16 protein-coding genes, 1 pseudogene and 1 riboswitch are annotated in these 18264 nt (G+C 59.5%); of the genes and pseudogenes, 13 read left to right on the top strand and 4 right to left on the bottom strand.

The window, feature by feature from the left end; translation table 11 throughout:
- The first annotated feature begins 184 nt into the window (after nucleotides 1–184).
- Nucleotides 185–1678 carry an NAD-dependent succinate-semialdehyde dehydrogenase gene (locus tag Amn_RS05115; RefSeq protein ID WP_010913527.1) on the top strand — a complete coding sequence of 498 codons (1494 nt, stop codon included), beginning with the start codon at nucleotides 185–187 and terminating at the stop codon, nucleotides 1676–1678.
- A gap of 303 nt (nucleotides 1679–1981) precedes the next feature.
- Here the strand turns inward: Amn_RS05115 and Amn_RS05110 are convergent, their stop codons facing one another.
- Nucleotides 1982–2665 (bottom strand): transposase, encoded by a 684-nt coding sequence (locus tag Amn_RS05110; RefSeq protein WP_080511922.1) that lies wholly within the window; start codon nucleotides 2663–2665, stop codon nucleotides 1982–1984.
- A 626-nt stretch (nucleotides 2666–3291) separates the two neighbouring features.
- Nucleotides 3292–4377: a cytochrome-c peroxidase gene (locus Amn_RS05105; protein ID WP_010913525.1), complete on the bottom strand. Its 1086-nt coding sequence runs from the start codon at nucleotides 4375–4377 to the stop codon at nucleotides 3292–3294.
- 788 nt (nucleotides 4378–5165) lie between these two features.
- Between Amn_RS05105 and Amn_RS05100 the strand changes: the two genes are divergently transcribed.
- On the top strand, nucleotides 5166–5426 hold the full coding sequence (locus Amn_RS05100) for a transcriptional regulator (protein WP_006333988.1): 261 nt from the start codon (nucleotides 5166–5168) through the stop codon (nucleotides 5424–5426).
- Nucleotides 5427–6449: 1023 nt separating this feature from the next.
- On the opposite strand, the gene Amn_RS05095 is transcribed toward Amn_RS05100, so the two are convergent.
- Both Amn_RS05095 and Amn_RS05090 read right to left on the bottom strand, forming a co-directional pair.
- A complete protein-coding gene (locus Amn_RS05095; RefSeq protein WP_010913522.1) occupies nucleotides 6450–7865 on the bottom strand; it encodes a mannose-1-phosphate guanylyltransferase/mannose-6-phosphate isomerase in 1416 nt (471 codons plus the stop codon).
- Nucleotides 7865–9298, bottom strand: coding sequence for a phosphomannomutase (locus Amn_RS05090; protein WP_202296399.1), 1434 nt, complete (start codon nucleotides 9296–9298; stop codon nucleotides 7865–7867). The genes Amn_RS05095 and Amn_RS05090 overlap by 1 nt, the downstream gene beginning before the upstream one ends.
- 508 nt (nucleotides 9299–9806) lie before the next feature.
- Between Amn_RS05090 and Amn_RS32575 the strand changes: the two are divergent.
- The 11 genes and pseudogenes from Amn_RS32575 to Amn_RS05040 all read left to right on the top strand — a co-directional run.
- Nucleotides 9807–9920: pseudogene (locus Amn_RS32575) on the top strand (hypothetical protein); the annotation flags it as partial.
- 80 nt (nucleotides 9921–10000) lie between these two features.
- Entirely contained in the window at nucleotides 10001–10387 is a 387-nt protein-coding gene (locus Amn_RS32570; RefSeq protein WP_353622439.1) for a hypothetical protein, read from the top strand.
- A 413-nt stretch (nucleotides 10388–10800) separates the two neighbouring features.
- The gene (gene queC, locus Amn_RS05080; protein WP_286295008.1) at nucleotides 10801–11499 is read left to right on the top strand and encodes a 7-cyano-7-deazaguanine synthase QueC; all 699 of its coding nucleotides are present in this window, start codon (nucleotides 10801–10803) and stop codon (nucleotides 11497–11499) included.
- Nucleotides 11499–11855 carry a 6-carboxytetrahydropterin synthase QueD gene (queD, locus tag Amn_RS05075; RefSeq protein WP_044548957.1) on the top strand — a complete coding sequence of 119 codons (357 nt, stop codon included), beginning with the start codon at nucleotides 11499–11501 and terminating at the stop codon, nucleotides 11853–11855. The genes queC and queD overlap by 1 nt, the downstream gene beginning before the upstream one ends.
- On the top strand, nucleotides 11852–12589 hold the full coding sequence (gene queE / locus Amn_RS05070) for a 7-carboxy-7-deazaguanine synthase QueE (protein WP_202296411.1): 738 nt from the start codon (nucleotides 11852–11854) through the stop codon (nucleotides 12587–12589). Before queD ends, queE begins: the two co-directional genes overlap by 4 nt.
- 281 nt (nucleotides 12590–12870) lie before the next feature.
- Nucleotides 12871–12987, top strand: a riboswitch (TPP riboswitch).
- Nucleotides 12988–13090: 103 nt separating this feature from the next.
- A complete protein-coding gene (gene thiC, locus Amn_RS05065) occupies nucleotides 13091–14926 on the top strand; it encodes a phosphomethylpyrimidine synthase ThiC (RefSeq protein WP_286295001.1) in 1836 nt (611 codons plus the stop codon).
- The gene (thiO, locus tag Amn_RS05060; RefSeq protein WP_286295000.1) at nucleotides 14923–15924 is read left to right on the top strand and encodes a glycine oxidase ThiO; all 1002 of its coding nucleotides are present in this window, start codon (nucleotides 14923–14925) and stop codon (nucleotides 15922–15924) included. Before thiC ends, thiO begins: the two co-directional genes overlap by 4 nt.
- Nucleotides 15893–16090: a sulfur carrier protein ThiS gene (gene thiS / locus Amn_RS05055; RefSeq protein ID WP_286294998.1), complete on the top strand. Its 198-nt coding sequence runs from the start codon at nucleotides 15893–15895 to the stop codon at nucleotides 16088–16090. Before thiO ends, thiS begins: the two co-directional genes overlap by 32 nt.
- A gap of 1 nt (nucleotide 16091) precedes the next feature.
- Nucleotides 16092–16865 carry a thiazole synthase gene (locus Amn_RS05050; protein ID WP_286294996.1) on the top strand — a complete coding sequence of 258 codons (774 nt, stop codon included), beginning with the start codon at nucleotides 16092–16094 and terminating at the stop codon, nucleotides 16863–16865.
- Nucleotides 16862–17467: a thiamine phosphate synthase gene (locus Amn_RS05045; protein ID WP_096453536.1), complete on the top strand. Its 606-nt coding sequence runs from the start codon at nucleotides 16862–16864 to the stop codon at nucleotides 17465–17467. The genes Amn_RS05050 and Amn_RS05045 overlap by 4 nt, the downstream gene beginning before the upstream one ends.
- Entirely contained in the window at nucleotides 17458–18228 is a 771-nt protein-coding gene (locus Amn_RS05040) for a hydroxymethylpyrimidine/phosphomethylpyrimidine kinase (RefSeq protein WP_010913510.1), read from the top strand. The genes Amn_RS05045 and Amn_RS05040 overlap by 10 nt, the downstream gene beginning before the upstream one ends.
- Nucleotides 18229–18264 lie beyond the last annotated feature (36 nt).

Raw genomic sequence — 18264 nt, 5'->3', positions numbered from 1 at the left:
GCTCTATCCGCGCTTGCCTGTTATGGAGCGAAAGCCTTAGCGCGACTCGTGATTGAGGCTGTCATTGCTATGGGCTAATCAGTCGGGAAGCTGCGCTTGCAATGACGGAGGGCCGGAACGATTTCGTCCGATCATCTGGCACAAGTTGTGCTTATTAGTACGTTGCGAAGCTAGTAACTTAACCATGAAGGGGGACGACGGTTTGACCGTGACACAGTCGCTGACGAGACGTCTCAAAAATCCCGAGCTATTTGACGATCTGGCCGGTGTGCCTGGTCGGAAGGCGGAGCAATCCACGAGGCGTTTTTCGGTGTTCAATCCCTCAACGGGCGAGCTGTTGGCTGAGCTTCCAGATATGGATGTCCGGGACGTTTCCAAGGCAATCGATAAGGCTGAAGCTGCGCAGGAACATTGGGCGGCGCTCACCGCGCGCGAGCGCTCCGACATCTTATGGGAATGGCACCAACTGATCCTCGACCACAGCGAGGATCTTGCAGCCATTTTGACGGCTGAAATGGGTAAGCCGCTTGCAGAGGCGAAGTCTGAAATCGCCCATGCCGCAGCCTACCTCCAATGGTATGCCGAGGAGGCCAATCGCATCTATGGCGAGACGATTTCGCCGCCTTCTAACGACAGGCGTATGCTGGTAATCAAACAGCCGATCGGTGTTGTCGGCGCCATTACTCCTTGGAATTTTCCCGCCTCGATGGTGGCTCGCAAGATTTCGCCTGCGCTTGCTGCCGGCTGCGCGATTGTTCTGAAACCCGCGGAGCAAACACCGCTTGTCGCGGGTGCTATGTTCACGCTTGCCCGGATGGCAGGTTTTCCCGATGGCGTTCTAAACTTGATCTACGCATCGGAAGGCGATGCGGTTGGGCGTGAACTTTGCTCGAACCCGAAGGTCCGCAAGATCAGCTTCACTGGGTCGACCGAGGTCGGGCGGCTGCTCATGAGGGAGTGTTCGGATCAGATCAAAAGAACCAGCTTCGAACTTGGTGGTAACGCTCCTTTCATTGTTTTTGATGATGCAGACGTCGACGCTGCCGTCGATGGTGCGCTACAGGCAAAGTTTCGGAATGCAGGCCAGACCTGCGTTTCAGCCAATCGGCTTTACGTACAGTCCAGCGTGTATAATGAATTCTGCGACAAATTCACCAAGCGCGTCAGTGCATTGCGCGTCGGTGACGGTTTCGAGCCAGAAGTTGCGATCGGTCCCCTGATCGATAAGTGCGCGCTTGCAAAGATTGAAGATCATATTCGCGATGCTGTGCGGCAGGGTGGGAAGATCCGTTGCGGTGGCAACCGTATCGGCGAATCGGGAACCTTCTTCGAGCCCACGGTGATCACCGACGTCGAAAGGACAATGCGGGTCGCTCAGGAAGAAACCTTCGGACCGCTGGCTCCCATAATCCGCTTCAACGATCCCGACCAGGTGGTGCGCGAGGCGAATGACACGATTTACGGTCTTGCAGCCTACTTCTACGCTTCCAATCTAAAGCGCGTGTGGCGCGTGGCTGAAGCCCTCGAATACGGAATGGTCGGCATCAATACGGGACGCATGTCATCCGAGGCCGCACCCTTTGGCGGAATGAAGCAATCAGGGATCGGTCGTGAGGGGTCGCGCCACGGCCTCGAGGATTATCTCGAAATGAAGTACCTGTGCATGGGTGGGCTATAATCCCACAGCATCCGCGTCCCATTGACTTCGCCCTGATAATCCGCCGCGGCCATCGATGGAATGGTGGCCTTCGATCAAGGCCCAGCGTAAAACCTTGATGCTGTCATCCTTGCCTTCGGCCGCGTTCACCGATCCCTGATTGACACGTGCTTGCCATGTGCCGCTTCAATCCGCCGGGAGTGGTTTGTCCTGTCTCGGCCGCGACAGATCAGGGTGCTGGTGCGCAAAATCTCCGTCCATCCGACAGCCGGCGAGCCTTCGATCACAGTTCTACCGTCTGGTCGAATGGCGGCATCTTAAGCCTTATTGCAGTCCTAGCTTCCTCTTCAGTTCCGCGTTCTCTGTGCGTAGGCGTTCCGCGAGCAGGCTCTTCAATCGCTTGTTTTCTTTCTCGAGGGCGACCAGGTCCTTCAGATCGTCGCCATCGGATCTAGGCGCCGCGGCCTTCTTCCAGTGATAATAGGTCTGTTCCGATATACCCGCCTGCTTTACGGCGCTCTTGAGAGTGGTGCCGCCGCTGATCGACGTCTCGACCTGAGCGAGCATTTGGGCGCGCTCTTTTCCGGAGTAGACCTTCCGGGCGCTCCGCACGGCCGCTGCTGTTGCTGTTGCTTCCGCCGGGGACGCCGCATTGGCGCCATTCTTGCGACCAGGATCAGTCTTGGCCTTCCGCGAAGGTTGGGTTTTCTTCTTCGTTTCCGGCGTCCTTCCTTTGGGAGCGTGTTCGGTTGCAGCTTCTACTGATTCAGCTTCTAGGGGATTTGCCATGAGATACTCCGCTCGCGGTTTGTGGGCGTGTTCAGCATCAAGGGCTATGACATTAGAGTCAATCAGCCGACGATTTGGCAGATCCATATCTTTGAGCTCCCTTGTTGTGTCGGCTATAGCCGCGGAGAGATCGACATCGCTCCAGATGGAATGGCCCCGTTTTTGATAATTGCGCTTTTGTTTGACCTCCACAGTGAACGGTCGGGTCTGCCGCCTCATAGTTTCTTCCTTGTTAGAACGAATTGCACAGGAGGTCGCGGCTGACGATGACTGAACAACTGGCGCTTCCTCTGTTGCGCCGAGCTATATGGATGAGATAGCCCGAGAGCAAGCGGCACTTGCGGTGTGCATTGACAAATGCTCGGGCCACGTCGCTGGCTGGCCGCAGCTTTGTTTTCATATCGATGCGTTTGCAGAGCTGGAACAGCGGCTCGCGCGTCGCAACGCCATCGAGCACGTTTTGAAGGGGTGGATCTGAAGGCATCCGGTTTCTGCTGGGCGCACGCCAGCGGCTCGCGGAATATTGTCCGCGATGGCTCGATCAGGTGGTTGCGAGCTTGTCAGCGGATCTAAAGCGGGGGTAGGGGGTACATGTAACGACACATCACGACACAGTCGGCTAGTCGGAGCGTCTGATCGACGTGGCCGGCAAGGCGGGTCATGCTGTCGTGACGCAAGTGGGCGTCGACGGGTCAGGTTTTCATTTAGCGTTTCAATTGAATTCGGAAATGAAAGTCCCCCTAGCTTTCCAGTTGGATAGGCCTCGCCGGAAGTCATGATCGTCTCGTCCCAGTGAAGGTCGCAATCATTCGTGATTGCGACCTTCGCTAGCCAGCTCCGGCCAATCATTGCGGGAGGATATGCAATACAGGTCGAGGCGTTGTCGGCGTTTCGGCGGGTAAGACGGGATAGGCGACCTCCGGTACTTTTCCGGTCAGCGAATTAAGGAAGGCAACGAGCAGGTCGACTTCTTTTTCCGTCAATTCTTGGCCGAGCTGGGTGGTCCCCATAATGGCGACGGCCTGTTTCAGATCCCAAACCTTGCCCGAATGAAAGTATGGCGCGGTGAGTGCTACGTTGCGCAACGGCGCCACGCGGAAAACATAGGAATCGTCGGCTTCATGGGTCACGGCAAATCGGCCTTTGTCGTTTTCCGGCAGGACATCGGTGTTGGGCTTTTCAACGAGGCCGAATGGGGAATAGCCCTCCCCACCCACGTTGATACCGCCGTGGCAGGACGAGCAGCCTTTGTCCATGAAAAGCGTCAGGCCCTGTTTCTGTTCGGAAGTCATAGCGGCGTCATCGCCGTTGAGGAAGGCATCGAAGGGCGCCGGTGTGACCAGTGTCGCCTCAAAGGCTTCGATTGCCTTGGCGACGTTTTCGAAGGTGACGCGATCGGCTTCGCCCGGGAAAGCTGAATTGAACCACTCGACATATTGCGGCATCGACTTGAGCGTGGCGATGAGTTGACCTGGTGTGTTGGCCATTTCGACAACGGCTTGGATCGGTGCCTTGGCCTGAACCTTCAGGTCTTCAGCACGACCATCCCAGAACTGCGCTATGTTGAAGACAGCGTTCAGTACCGTCGGCGCGTTGCGCGGTCCCTTCTGCCAACCATGGCCGATCGAGCTTTCTTGATTGTCGTCGCCCCCGGTGGCCAAGTTGTGGCACGAATTGCACGACAAGACGCCTGACGCCGAGACGCGTGGATCGAAGAACATTGCCTTGCCTAGGGCTATCTTCTCCGGTGTGATCGGGTTGTTGGCGACTGTCGGCGTGATGGATGGTAGAGGCTTGAAGGTGGCCCGTGCTGTTTCTCTGAGGTATACGGGGATCGTTTGCGCAGCAAAAGCGATGGCCGGCAACGCGACAGCCACCGTAGTGAATAGGATTTTCACAAGTGATCTCCCTGCGTTTTGCACGGAAGCCATTGTTGATATGCGGTTCGTGAACGCCTTGCGCTAAAGGCGGCAATCCTCTTTGAATAAAATCGATTCTGACGCGGACCTGACATATTGTCTTCCTTCGTTGCATTGCGCGATATCACCCACGATGAACGCCAGTCGGTATCTCCTGTCGCCTCTCGAGAAGCATCAAAAGTCGTGCCAACTGAGCAGAAGGAACCTCCGGGGATTTTCTGGTCATCATTCAATAGGTTGAAGGAATTCGCAGCAAAGCGCAGCCCTACTCCGGTGTCGCGGATCTGACAGCCAACAGTCGGGCTGAAACAGAGAGATGTTGGTCCCTCAGCGTCTTGTCCGATGGGCACCCGGCCTCCTGCATGGGCGGGAGGGGACCACACGGTATTAAAGCTCAAGATGAACGCCGCCGGCAAGCATCGCTAGACAGTCCCCGCAGATACTTTGACGCTGGTCCGCGAGCTGGTGCGCCTAGTGCCCGACCGCCAGATCGCGGCTCCTCAATCGCGCCGCAAGCCGACGGCGCGTTAAAGCGGCCGCGCAATCATCGATGTGAGCGTGATGACGGCGCTGCGCACTGTGTCGTCGAATTGTGGCCACTGGAGCAATCCTCGTAAAGCGAGCCAAGGTTCTTGATCTAAACGGCGGCGGCCGCCATATTAACGTAGCGCCTCTCACACGTTCGAGAGTGATCGCATTTTTGGATGCCGCCGGCTCGGGCCGTTTCGGCATCCTATTTCAACATCGGCCGCCGCTTGTTTCGAGTCATCGAATGGCCGTTCTCTGCATTTGGAGGCAAAATGACCGCAACGCCTTTCGCGCTGCCCGAGGCAGTGCTTACCGCAATCTCAAACGGAAAACCCGTAATTCAGGCATATCGGGAACATCTTGGCTATTCGACCGAGGACATTGCCGTGACCAGCGGTCTGACAGTCGAGGAGGTCGGGCTGATCGAATCTGGCCATTGTTTCGACAAGGGCTATCGCGATCGGATCGCTCGGGCGCTTGGCTTGGCTGAGAGTATCTTCGATGAAATCTCGGGTATCCCGAACGCTGCCTGACGTCGGCCTCTGAAGATTACCCGCCGCCTGCCAGGTCGGATCAAAATCCCAAGGGTATATCAATACCCTTACGGCGGCGGGGCGGTGGCAGAATTCTTATTTCTACGGAATCGATTCGCTCTGCGGGAGATCGGCCTCATGCTGGGCGACACGGATGTAACCTTGGCCCGCACGAGAGGCCAGATCTGTGGATAGAGAGAACCGGCTAGCCGCGTTGATGGTACGAGGGCATGTGGACAAAATATCCCTACCCGATGGTGGCGCCGAACTACGGCACAACGATCAGCGCTTGCGAAGTCGAGCGCTTAGGCGAAAGATTTCGGCGGAACCACCCGAGGCCATCAGGAAGATTCGTCACGATGAAAGCGATCCCTTGCCCGTTCTGCACAAGCTGCGAGGTTAGGCCATATGAAACGGACGAGGCGCGCGTTGTGATGAAATGCGAGGACTGCGGTGCATCGGGGCCGGTCTGCATCGACGAAGTCAACGCCGTCGAAAGCTGGAATTACCGTCCATCTGCCCAGCCCGAATAGGATTGTCCACGTGGCATGGCGATAGCGATGCGCCTACGCCTAATGGCCCCGGTCCGTCACCGGCGCGCAGGAGCGTATTATCTTCGTCAGCCGGTGCCGCGTTTCTCTTGCGAGCCCCCGCCAGTCAGGCCCGGCGCATGCTGGCCTACCCCCGTCAGAGTGCCAGGCCGCTCATGTCGCGCCTGCCGTACATGGCAACGAACCTTATCGCGCATCTGATCGACTGATATTGCCGATCACCTTCCGCAACTCGAGCGGCTGTAGCAGCGCATGCCGTTACATCGGATGCGCAAGTGTCGTCTGACAATCTCGCCGGAAAACTGCCGTCTCAACAATTCGGCCAGCCTGTCGTTTCGACATCGCTCACTAGCCATACTCATAAAACCTGTTCTGGTTTGCCTCGCCTTGCCTAGCCGCCGGTCGCCTGACAGCCCACATGCCGACGCAGGTTCGGTCTGCCAGCCACCGTAGGGCATGTGACGTTGGACTGTCACGTTCGACCGTATACGTCCTCAAGCCGCACGATGTCATCTTCGCCGAGATACTCGCCGCTTTGGACCTCGATCATCACCAGTCCGATATTGCCGGGGTTTTCGAGCCGGTGTTTGTGGCCGCAAGGGATATAGGTGGATTGATTAGTGGTCAGGAGTAGCTCCTGGTCGCCGTTGACTATTTTCGCAGTGCCGCTGACCACGACCCAGTGCTCGGAGCGGTGATGGTGCATCTGCAGGCTCAAGCGTCCGCCCGGCTTCACCTCGATGCGCTTGATCTTGAAGCGCTCGCTTTCCTCCAGAACCGTGTAGGTGCCCCAGGGCCGGTGCACGGTACTGTGAAGCAAGTGCGCTTCATGTCCCGCAGCCTTGAGTCCCTCGAAGAGTTTCTTGACGTCCTGGACGCGATCGCGGGATGCAACCAGCAATGCATCGGGGGAATCCACGATCACCAGGTCGCTGATGCCGACGGTGCCGATGACGCGTTTGTCCGAGCTTATGTAACTGCCCACGGTGTCGACCACATGGACATCGCCGCGAATCCTGTTGCCGCTCCCGTCAGCGGCGACCAGTTCGGCCATTGCGTTCCAAGATCCAATGTCGTTCCACCCCATTTCGCAGGGAACGACAGCGAGATTGTGGGTTTTTTCCATCACCGCATGGTCGAGTGAAATACGCGGCGCCATGGCGAAGTGCTCAGATGAGAGTTCGACGCTGGCAACATGTTCGCCGTGGCTGACGCGAGCATTATCATAGCTATCGAGAACGGCATCGATCACCTGCGGGCAATGCGCAGCCATTTCGTCGAGCATGACCTGCGCCTTGAAGCAGAAGATGCCGGCGTTCCAGAAGAAACGTTTGGACGCGACATAAGATTTGGCAGTCTCGGCGTTCGGTTTCTCGACGAAACGGACAACTTTCTCACCGTCGGCCTCGATGTAGCCGAATGCGGTGTCTGGCCTATCCGGGGTTATCCCCAAGGTTGCGATACGCCCCTGCAGCGCCTGTTCGATTGCCCGGTTCATGGCGGTTTGAAATGCGGGCAGATCACCAATCATATGGTCGGCGGGAAAAACACACAGAACAGCATCGGGACCCTGTGTTGCCTTGGCATGGACGGTTGCCGCAGCGACGGCGGCGGCGGTATCCCGACCCTCAGGCTCAAGCAGAAAGGTGCGTGGCAAAACAACGGAATCCAGCTCGTCGAAAACGTCTTTCGTAAGGAAGAGGTGCCCCGTGGACGTCACGGTAACAAGCTCCACGACATGCTGCATCGAAGCGGCGCGCAACACGGTGTGCTGGATGAGCGAAAGTCCATCCGCCACCTTGAGAAAAGGTTTGGGGTGCGATTGCCTTGAGGCGGGCCAGAGCCGCGAACCAGCTCCACCGCTGATGATGACCGGAACCACTTTCATCAAAGGTCCTCTATCTCGTCTGTAAGCGCGAACGCATGTGCCCCTTGCAGCGTCGAGGCGACGATCGCCATGGCCCTGCTCTCGGTCGAAGCTTCCGAGTAGCAGCGCAGTTCCGGGGCATTGCCGGAAGGCCGCAGATGTATGATCTCACCTGAAAGCATCCGCGCCCTGAGGCCATCGGTTTCGTCAATTTCGGCGACGGTCCCGAACGAGGCAAGAAAGTGCTGCAGTGCGTTCCGGCTTGCGAGATGATCCATCAATCTGCGCGAACTTTCCGCGGGGAAGTTCTGAAGCCGATCACTGGCGCACACAGGAAGATTCCAAAGCCCGCGCAGTCGCGACAGCTTCTTTTTTGTCGACGCCATGGTACTGAGCACGGCCAAAATCGGGAGGAATGAGTCCCGCGTCGGCAGTGCAGTCAATGTCTTCCCATTCACGACACAATCCGAGCCCAGCAGAACACCACCATTGGCCTCAAAGCCGACGATGACGCCGCCGGCGCCGTGTAATGCTTCCATTGCTTCAATGACAAATGGAGACCCGACTTTCGTCCTCTGGACCGCGAAACCCAAGGCCTTCGAAATTCCCGAATTGGAGGTCACTGGCGTCACGATCGTGTCTGCCTTCAGGAAAAGAGCCGTTGCAAGCCCAACCAGGTCGCCGCGAAGAAGATCGCCATTTTCATCAGCGATGAGTGGCCGATCAGCGTCCGCATCGGTCGACACGATGGCATCGAGACCGAATTCGCGGACCCACTTCTTCAATTTTGCGATTGTTGCTGCGTCCACGGCTTCGGTATCGACAGGTACGAAGGTCCCGGTTTTCCCGACGGCGACCACGCTGGCACCGAGCGATCGAAGAACCTGTACCAACAGTTCCGCCGCGACCGAACTGTGCTGATAGACACCAAGTCTCATGCCGGAAAGTGAGCCCGGCTCCAGCATGTCATGGGCGCGCTCTCGATAAGAGGCGATCGCTTCTTCACGGTGCATAGGCCACGTCGTTCCCAGACAAGCCGTTGGTAAGCAATACGCAATTGATCTTTCGGCTACAAAGCGCGTAATCGCGGCCTCATCCGCCTTGCTGATTTCACCATTCGGGCCATAGAATTTGATGCCATTGCGATCGGCTGGAATGTGCGACCCGGTGACCATAAGAGCCGCCGCGCCGTGTTTGCATGCATATAGTGCCAGGGCAGGCGTGGGTATGGTGCCGCAATCGATCGGCTGGAAACCATTTGCGGCCAACGCCGCCATGCAATTGTTGGCTATCGCCTGACTGCTGTCACGTAGGTCGCGGCCTATGAAGACTGAACTATTCGGCTGAACCCGGCTGGAAATCAAACGCCAAGCGAAAGCTTCGGTATAAAGTCCGCTGGCCTTGCCGACCAATTCCGAAGCCAAACCTCGAACGCCGCTTGACCCGAATTTCATGATTTCGCTTTGCTAGTGGACAGGCAGGGTGGGGTAATGTTGCAATGGGCTAGTACTTTCTACTGCAAGCGCCATCGTTCTCAGGCACCTGCTGTTCAGGTATGCGGTCTCTACAACACGGTGTGGCGTAAGGACCCCTCAGAGTTCCGCCGAACAGCAGGGCATCCACTGGCACAGGGGCATCCACAGTTCTCCTTCTAATGGAATCTTTTGGCGGGCTCATCTAATGATCAAGGAAGTGGAGTGATCGATCGGTGCCTGCCGGTATTTCGCTATGCAGCATCATGACAGGTCCGTAAACTTGGTTGTTTGGATGGAACGCATCCATGGCATGGATAGGGCTAGAAAGCCGTCTCGATCAGCGCAATGGAACCCTGTGATTCTTGGGTAATGGATTAAGGTCAGCCAGAGCGCTCGCCGACCATGGCGTCGCCTAGGGCGCTGGACCCAAGCAGGAACCGATGCTTGGATCAGTTGGGGCGACGATCAGCGCCGACAATGTCTTGCCTTGCGACGCCCTTCAGAAAGTTGTTTCTGGATTGCGTTCGATCAAGGCCCAGCGCAAAACCTTGATGCAGTCGTCGCCGCCGCAATCTTCGCCTTCGGCTTTGTCTACATCCATCCGTTCGAGGACGGAAACGGCCGCATTCACCGCTACCTGATCCACCACGTCCTTGCCATGCACCGCTTCAATCGCCGGGAGTGGTGTTTCCCGTCTCGGCCGCGATCCTGGACCAGATCGACGAGTACAGGCGCGTGCTGGAGAGCAATTCGAAGCGCCTTCTGCCATTGGTCGAATGGGAACCGACGCCGCAATTCAACGTCCGGGTGCTGAATGACACCGGGGATTTCTACCGATACTTCGATGCAACCCCGCACGCCGAATTTCTTTATGCCTGCCTTCGGCGGACGATCGAACGGTACCTTCCTTACGAAACAGCTTTTCTGCAGCGCTACGATCAATTCCGGCAACTGGTGAATGCCTTTATCGACACGCCCAAGCGGCTGATCGATCTGCTCTTCCGTTTCCTTAACCAGAATGGTGGCCCCTATCGAGCCGCGCCCTCGGAAAGGAATTCCCGGCTCTGACCAATGACGAAGCGCGGGCGGCTCGAGGCGATCTATGCGCAGACCAGAAAACGGCAAAGCACGCGGCAGAAGCCTTTCCCTGGGACTGCCGGTCGACCCTTGCGTTAGCGCCGAAACTCGGGACGTCAAGTTCTGGGGCAAACCGGACAAGCCGAAGGTGTGTCGGGAATGCTGCTGCGCCACGGCAGTGATTTCTGCATCATCTATACGCCTATATACGCAGTGCCGGCGTCAGCACCCCAGCGGTCGAAGATACGCGACAAGTCGCGTGCAAGTCATCTTGGGGACGCTGACAACAAGGTACGTGCGCTCAATCGCGTCCACCCCATTCACAAAACCGGCTCCGTGGAGTAGTGGGAACGCAGAGAAATCTCCGGTCGCAGCCTTACCCGGTCAAAACAAGGATTCAAACCATGAATGCCCTCGTCATCTGCTCCGGCGGATTGGACTCTGTTTCGCTCGCTCACAAGGTGGCGACCGAGCAGAAACTCATTGGCCTGCTTTCGTTCGATTACGGCCAGAGGCACAAAAAGGAACTCGGCTTTGCCGCTATCTGCGCCAAGCGGCTGGCTGTTCCGCACCAGATCGTCGATATCCGCGATGTTGGCCGGAACCTGAGCGGCTCGGCGCTGACTGATAATGTGGACGTGCCCGACGGGCACTATGCCGAAGACTCCATGAGGATCACGGTGGTGCCGAATAGGAACGCCATCATGCTGGCCATCGCCTTCGGGGTTGCCGCCGCGCAGAAGGCCGATGCGGTGGCCACTGCCGTCCACGGCGGAGATCATTTCATCTATCCCGATTGCCGGCCCGCTTTTATCGACGCCTTTCAGACGATGCAGAACCATGCCCTCGCAGGCTACGCCGATATCCGCCTGTACGCTCCGTATGTGAATATGTCGAAGGCCGACATCGTCAGCGAGGGGGCAAAGTACGCCACACCGTTCGAGGCGACGTGGTCCTGCTACAAGGGCGGTGCACTTCATTGCGGTCGCTGCGGGACATGCGTCGAACGGCGCGAAGCATTCGATCTGGCCGGCATCACCGACCCGACAGATTATGAGGACGCAGACTTCTGGCTCCACGCTATCCAGACAAGGAGCGCGTGATGTTCCGCATTACCAAAGAGTTCCACTTCTCGGCCTCGCATCAGCTCACCTCCTTGCCACCAGATCATCAGTGCGCACGTCTGCACGGCCACAACTACATCGTCGTAGTGGAGCTTTCAGGTGGCGAACTGGACGAACACGGCTTTGTGCGCGACTACCAAGATCTGGCGGCGTTCAAGCACTACATCGATGGGACGTTCGACCATCGGCATCTTAACGACGTGCTGGGGCATGACCATGCCACAGCGGAATGTCTGGCCAGGCACTTCTACGACTGGTGCAAGGTGCGGCTACCCGAAACCTCCGCCGTGCGGGTGAGCGAGACGCCGAAAACCTGGGCGGAATACCGACCATGACTTGCGCGTTGCATCCCGGAATCCGGGTGAGCGAGATTTTTGGGCCGACCATTCAGGGCGAAGGCGTGCTGATCGGCTTGCCGACGGTGTTCGTAAGAACCGGCGGGTGCGATTATCGCTGTTCCTGGTGCGACAGCCTGCATGCGGTGGACCGTCGCTTCCGCCATGATTGGGAGATGATGTCTTCCGACGCGGTTTGGCAAAAGGTCATTGCACTTTCCGGCGGTCAGCCCGTGATGGTATCGCTGTCGGGCGGCAATCCGGCCATCCAGCCGCTTGGCCAGTTGATCGACCGCGGGCATGGTGAGGGCTACCGTTTTGCATTGGAAACCCAAGGTTCGGTGTCTAAGCAATGGTTCGCGGATCTCGACGTGCTGGTACTCAGCCCCAAGCCGCCCTCAAGTGAAATGACGACAGATTGGGCCGCGTTCGACGCCTGCTTAGAGGCGGCGCAGGATAAGCCGCAGACGGCGCTCAAGCTCGTCGTCTTCGACGAAGATGACTATGCCTATGCCAAAGACGCCGCGGCGCGCTACCCGCAATTACCCGTCTATCTGCAGCCCGGCAATCACACGCCGCCGCGTCCCGGCAACGAAGACGCGTTCATCGACATGGCCGGTGTGATGAGGCGCATGGAATGGCTGGTTGAAAAAGTGACCCGTGACATGTGGTTCGAGGCGCGTGTACTGCCGCAGCTTCATGTTCTGCTCTGGGGAAACAAACGGGGCGTCTAGCCGAAGGGGAAGGATTGCCGACGATGAGCAAGACAGACCTCTATAGCAATCTCACCCAACTGGGCGGCAGCAGCGTCGTTCCGGAAAGCCCCGAAAACACCGTGCTGGAAAAGGCACCGAAATCCGCATGAGGGCTCGCCTTATTGGGGGCGCTTCACCGCTCCTCTGGAGCGTGACTTGCTCTCGATACTACCATGCTTTTCCGCTGGGTTTGTTTGGTCGCCGATCACCGCTGCGGGACGAATGCGCTTGACAAAATAGCGAAGGGCCGTTCAATTCGATGCATTCACCAGGGGAGTCCCGGCAAGGGGCTGAGATACTGCTGGCTTTCGCGGCGCAGTGACCCGTTGAACCTGATCCAGTTCATACTGGCGTAGGGACGGTGCAAGCGCTTTGCGGGAGTTTACGCCCGAGGTCCTGTTTCGGCAGGTCGGCAGAAGCGTCTTTTCATCCTTCCGGCACAGAACTGGGTCTCCAATGCATGAGCAAAGGAGCCTCACGATGAATGCCCTCACCCCCGCCGTGTCGACGGGACCACTGCCCGCCTCGCGGAAAATCCACAAATCCGGCGTCCTCCACCCGCAGATCAGGGTGCCGATGCGCGAAATCTCCGTTCATCCAACGGCCGGCGAGCCGCCCGTCATCGTCTACGATCCATCAGGCCCCTATACCGACCCGACAGTCGAAACCAGCATTGAAAAGGGCCTCGCCCGGCTTCGCCATGAATGGATTACCGCGCGCGGCGATGTCGAAGCCTATGACGGCCGCCATGTCCGGCCGGAAGACAATGGATTCGCGGTGGGTGAGCGCCTGACGCCGGAATTTCCCATTCGCAACCAGCCGCTCAGGGCCAAAGCGGGCAAGGCGGTGACCCAGCTTGCCTATGCGCGCGCCGGCATCGTCACGCCCGAAATGGAGTTCGTCGCGATCCGCGAGAATCTGGGCCGCGAGATGCTGCGCGGCAAGCTTGAGCGCGACGGCGAGGCCTTCGGCGCGGCGATCCCCGACTTCGTCACCCCGGAATTCGTGCGTGACGAAGTGGCGCGCGGGCGGGCGATCATTCCCGCCAACATCAATCATCCCGAGAGCGAGCCGATGATCATCGGCCGCAATTTCCTGGTCAAGATCAACGCCAATATCGGCAACTCCGCCGTCACCTCGTCGATGGCCGAAGAGGTCGAGAAGATGGTGTGGGCGATCCGCTGGGGCGCCGATACGGTGATGGACCTGTCGACGGGCCGCAACATTCACAACATCCGCGAATGGATCGTGCGCAATGCGCCGGTGCCGATCGGGACGGTGCCGCTTTACCAGGCGCTGGAAAAGGTCGGCGGCATCGCCGAGGACCTGACCTGGGAGGTCTATCGCGACACGCTGATCGAACAGGCCGAACAGGGCGTCGACTATTTCACCATCCACGCCGGCGCGCGGCTGCACTACATCCCGATGACCGTCGATCGGGTCACTGGTATCGTCTCGCGCGGCGGCTCGATCATGGCCAAATGGTGCCTGCACCATCACCGGGAGAGCTTCCTCTACGAGCACTTCGCCGAGATCTGCGACATCTGTCGCGCTTACGACGTGTCGTTCTCGCTCGGCGACGGGCTTCGTCCGGGCTCGATCGCCGACGCCAACGACGCGGCGCAGTTCGCTGAGTTGGAAACGCTCGGAGAGCTGACACAGATCGCCTGGGCCAAGGACTGCCAGGTGATGATCGAGGGGCCCGGGCATGTGCCGATGCACAAGATCAAGCAGAACATGGACAAGCAGCTCGCCGTCTGCGGCGAGGCGCCGTTCTATACGCTTGGACCGCTCACCACCGACATCGCGCCGGGCTACGACCACATCACCTCAGGCATAGGCGCGGCAATGATCGGCTGGTTCGGCACGGCTATGCTCTGCTACGTCACGCCGAAGGAACATCTCGGGCTTCCCGACCGTAATGACGTCAAGACCGGCGTGATCACCTATAAGATCGCTGCGCATGCCGCCGATCTCGCGAAGGGCCATCCGGCGGCGAAAGTCAGGGATGACGCCCTTTCCCGCGCGCGCTTCGAGTTCCGCTGGGAGGACCAGTTCAACCTGTCGCTCGACCCTGAAACCGCGCGGTCCTTCCACGACCAGACCTTGCCCAAGGAGGCGCACAAGCTGGCGCATTTCTGCTCGATGTGCGGGCCGAAATTCTGCTCCATGCGAATATCCCACGACATCCGCGCCGAGGCACAGAAAGAGGGCATGGCGGCGATGGCGGCGAAATACCGCGAGGGCGGCGATCTCTACGTGCCAGCGGAAGAGAGCGGCGCACCACTCATGCCGGAGGCGCATGAGCTGTCATGAAGGTGTTGATCAAAGGGGCCGGCGTCGCCGGCCTCACCGCGGCCTTCGAACTCGCCATCCGCGGCGCGGCGGTGACGGTTGCCGAGACGAGACTTAGCCTCGGCGGCAATGCGTCGTGGTTCGCGGGCGGCATGTTGGCGCCATGGTGCGAGCGTGAAAGCGCCGAGCAGCCGGTGCTCGATCTCGGACGCGACGCCGCCGACTGGTGGGATACGGCAACGCCCGGGCAGGTGACGCGGGCCGGAACACTGGTCGTGGCCGCGCCGCGCGATGCGGGCGAGCTCGACCGGTTTGCCAGTCGCACGTCGGGGTACAGGCCTTTCGATGAAAACGAAATCGCACAGCTCGAGCCGGACCTCTCCGGTCGTTTCCGCCGTGCGCTGTTCTTCCCCGACGAAGCCCATCTCGACCCGCGCCGGGCGATGGCTGCACTGCATAACAGGCTGGCGGCGATGGGCGTCGAATTCCGCTTCGGTGCCGATGCCCGGCACATTTCCGGATTCGATCGCCGGATCGACTGCACGGGGATGGCGGCAGAAGACGATGGGTTGCGCGGCGTTCGCGGCGAAATGCTGATCCTGCGTACGCCTGATGTCTCGCTGTCGCGCCCGGTCCGTCTGCTTCATCCGCGCTTTCCGCTCTATGTGGTGCCGCGTGCCGACCACCATTTCATGGTTGGGGCGACGATGATCGAAAGCCAATCCGGGGGACCGGTCACGGCGCGTTCGATGATGGAGCTTCTGGGCGCCGCCTATGCCCTCCATCCGGCCTTTGGCGAGGCTGAGGTCCTCGAAACCGGCGTCGGCGTTCGTCCGGCCTTTCCAGACAACCTGCCGCGCGTCGAAACGGGCGGAGACACCGTCGCGATCAACGGCCTCTATCGTCATGGCTTTCTGCTGGCGCCTGCCATGGCGCGCCGGGCGGCCGAAATTGTCTTCAGGCAGCACGAAGCTATGGACTCTGCACATGAAACTGATCGTCAACGGCGAACCGCTTGAGACCCCGGCAACAACCCTGGCGGCGCTGCTTGCGGCGCTCGACTATGAGGGCGATTGGCTGGCGACGGCCGTCAACAGCGACGTCGTGCACAAAGCCCGGCGGGCAGAATTCCAGTTGAGCGACGGCGACCGGATCGAAATCCTCTCGCCCATGCAGGGAGGCTAGCATGCTGGAGCTTTTCGGGACGCCACTTCCCTCCCGCCTGCTTCTCGGCACGGCTCAGTATCCGTCGCCGGCCATCCTCGCCGACGCGGTGAAGGCGTCGGGGACGTCGGTGGTGACCGTCTCCTTGCGGCGGGAGATGGCAGGCGGCAGGGCCGGCGAAAGATTCTGGTCGCTGATCCGCTCACTCGGCACGAAAATCCTGCCCAATACTGCCGGCTGCCATTCGGTCAAGGAAGCGGTCACGACCGCGAGGATGGCGCGCGAAGTGTTCGGGACGAGCTGGATCAAGCTCGAGGTGATCGGCAACCACGACACGCTGCAGCCAGACGTGTTCGGCCTGGTCGAAGGCGCCCGCATCCTGTGCGAAGATGGCTTTTCGGTATTCCCCTATACCACCGACGACCTTGTCGTGGCCGAACGGCTGCTGGAGGCGGGCTGCAGGGTCTTGATGCCGTGGTGCGCGCCGATCGGTTCCGCCCTCGGACCGGTCAACATGACGGCACTGCGCTCGATGCGCGGACATTTCCCTGACGTCCCGCTGATCGTGGATGCAGGCCTCGGGCGACCGTCACACGCCGCAACGGTCATGGAGCTCGGTTTCGACGCCGTGCTCCTGAACACGGCGGTCGCCAGGGCGGCCGATCCGGTCGGCATGGCGCGTGCGTTCGGCAAGGCGGTCGATGCCGGTCGCGAAGCCTTCAGTTCAGGATTGCTCGAGCCACGCGAGGTCGCCGTGCCGTCGACGCCGATATTCGGCAGGGCGGTTTTCTCATGAAGCTCGATCCGTTCTACCTAATCGTCGACAGCGCAGCCTGGATCGAACGGCTGCTGCCGCTCGGCGTCAAGCTGGTGCAGCTGCGTATCAAGACCAAGGATGAGGCCGGGTTGCGCGCGGAAATCCGGAAGGCAACGGCCTTGTGCGCCGAGCACCAAAGCCAGCTCATCGTCAATGACCATTGGCGCCTGGCAATCGAGGAAGGCTGCAACTTCGTCCATCTCGGCCAGGAGGATTTGCAGACCGCCGACCGCGCGCGGATACGGGCAGCCGGCGTCAGGCTCGGGCTGAGCACGCATGATCATGTCGAACTGGAGACGGCCTTGTTTGCCGAGCCCGACTACATCGCGCTCGGTCCCATCTACCCAACCATCCTGAAGAAGATGAAATGGGCGCCGCAAGGGCTCGAACGAATCCGCGAGTGGAAGCGCCGGGTCGCACCTGTCCCATTGGTCGCCATTGGAGGCCTCAATCCTGACCGGCTCGACGGTGTCTTTGCGGCTGGCGTGGACAGCGCGGCCGTCGTGACCGACATCACGCTGAATGCCGATCCCGAAGCGCGCACACGAGAATGGATCGAAAAGACGGAGCGATGGCGCTGAGGCGAGAACCGCATGTGCTTGTCGTTGGCGGGTCGGACTCCAGCGGTGGAGCTGGAATTGCCCGCGATATAGAAACGGTTTCCGCCTTCGGGGTGCGAAGTTGTCTTGCCATCACCGCCGTGACAGTCCAGACGCACTCGGCTGTCGAGCACGTCAAGCTTGTGCCGTCGGAGCTTGTCGCCGCTCAGATGCGCGCCGCGTTCGCTGCCAACGCTGTCGCGGCCGTCAAGATAGGCATGATTGGGACATCGGCGGCTGTTGAGGCAGTCGGCGCTGTTTTGGTCAACCGCCAAGTGCCTGTGGTACTCGACCCGGTCCTGGCCTCTACCTCGGGACGCAATCTGCTGGCGGACGATGCCATTAATATGCTGCGCCACGATCTGATGCCGATCTGCCGGCTTGTAACGCCTAACCTGGTCGAGCTGGCTGCGTTTACCGGCTCGTCACCGGCCGCGGACGAAGAAGGGGCTTGTCGTCAGGCTGAAGAGCTATCGAGGACGGTGAGGACCGCCGTACTCGTCAAGGGCGGCCATGCACAAGGAACCCGTTGCGTCGACGTGCTTTTGCAGCCGAACCAACCTGCAGTTCGGTTCGAGGCGCCCCGCTTGCCGCGAGGGATGCGCGGAACGGGTTGCATGATGGCCAGCGCAGTCGCCGCCTCGCTTGCTCTTGGAGCGTCGCTGGAAGCGAGCGTGCGCCAAGGCAAGCAATATGTTTTCGATGCGCTTGCCGGATCGAAGGACCTCGGGCCGAAAAGCTGATCGGGCCGAACGTATCCAACGCTCCGATCAAGTCTG

Origin of the sequence: Aminobacter sp. Y103A, assembly GCF_030294925.1 — a bacterium.
GTDB classification, from domain to species: Bacteria; Pseudomonadota; Alphaproteobacteria; order Rhizobiales; family Rhizobiaceae; genus Aminobacter; species Aminobacter ciceronei.
Note: the sequence above shows the minus strand (reverse complement) of the source record. Positions and strands in the feature narration are given on the sequence as shown.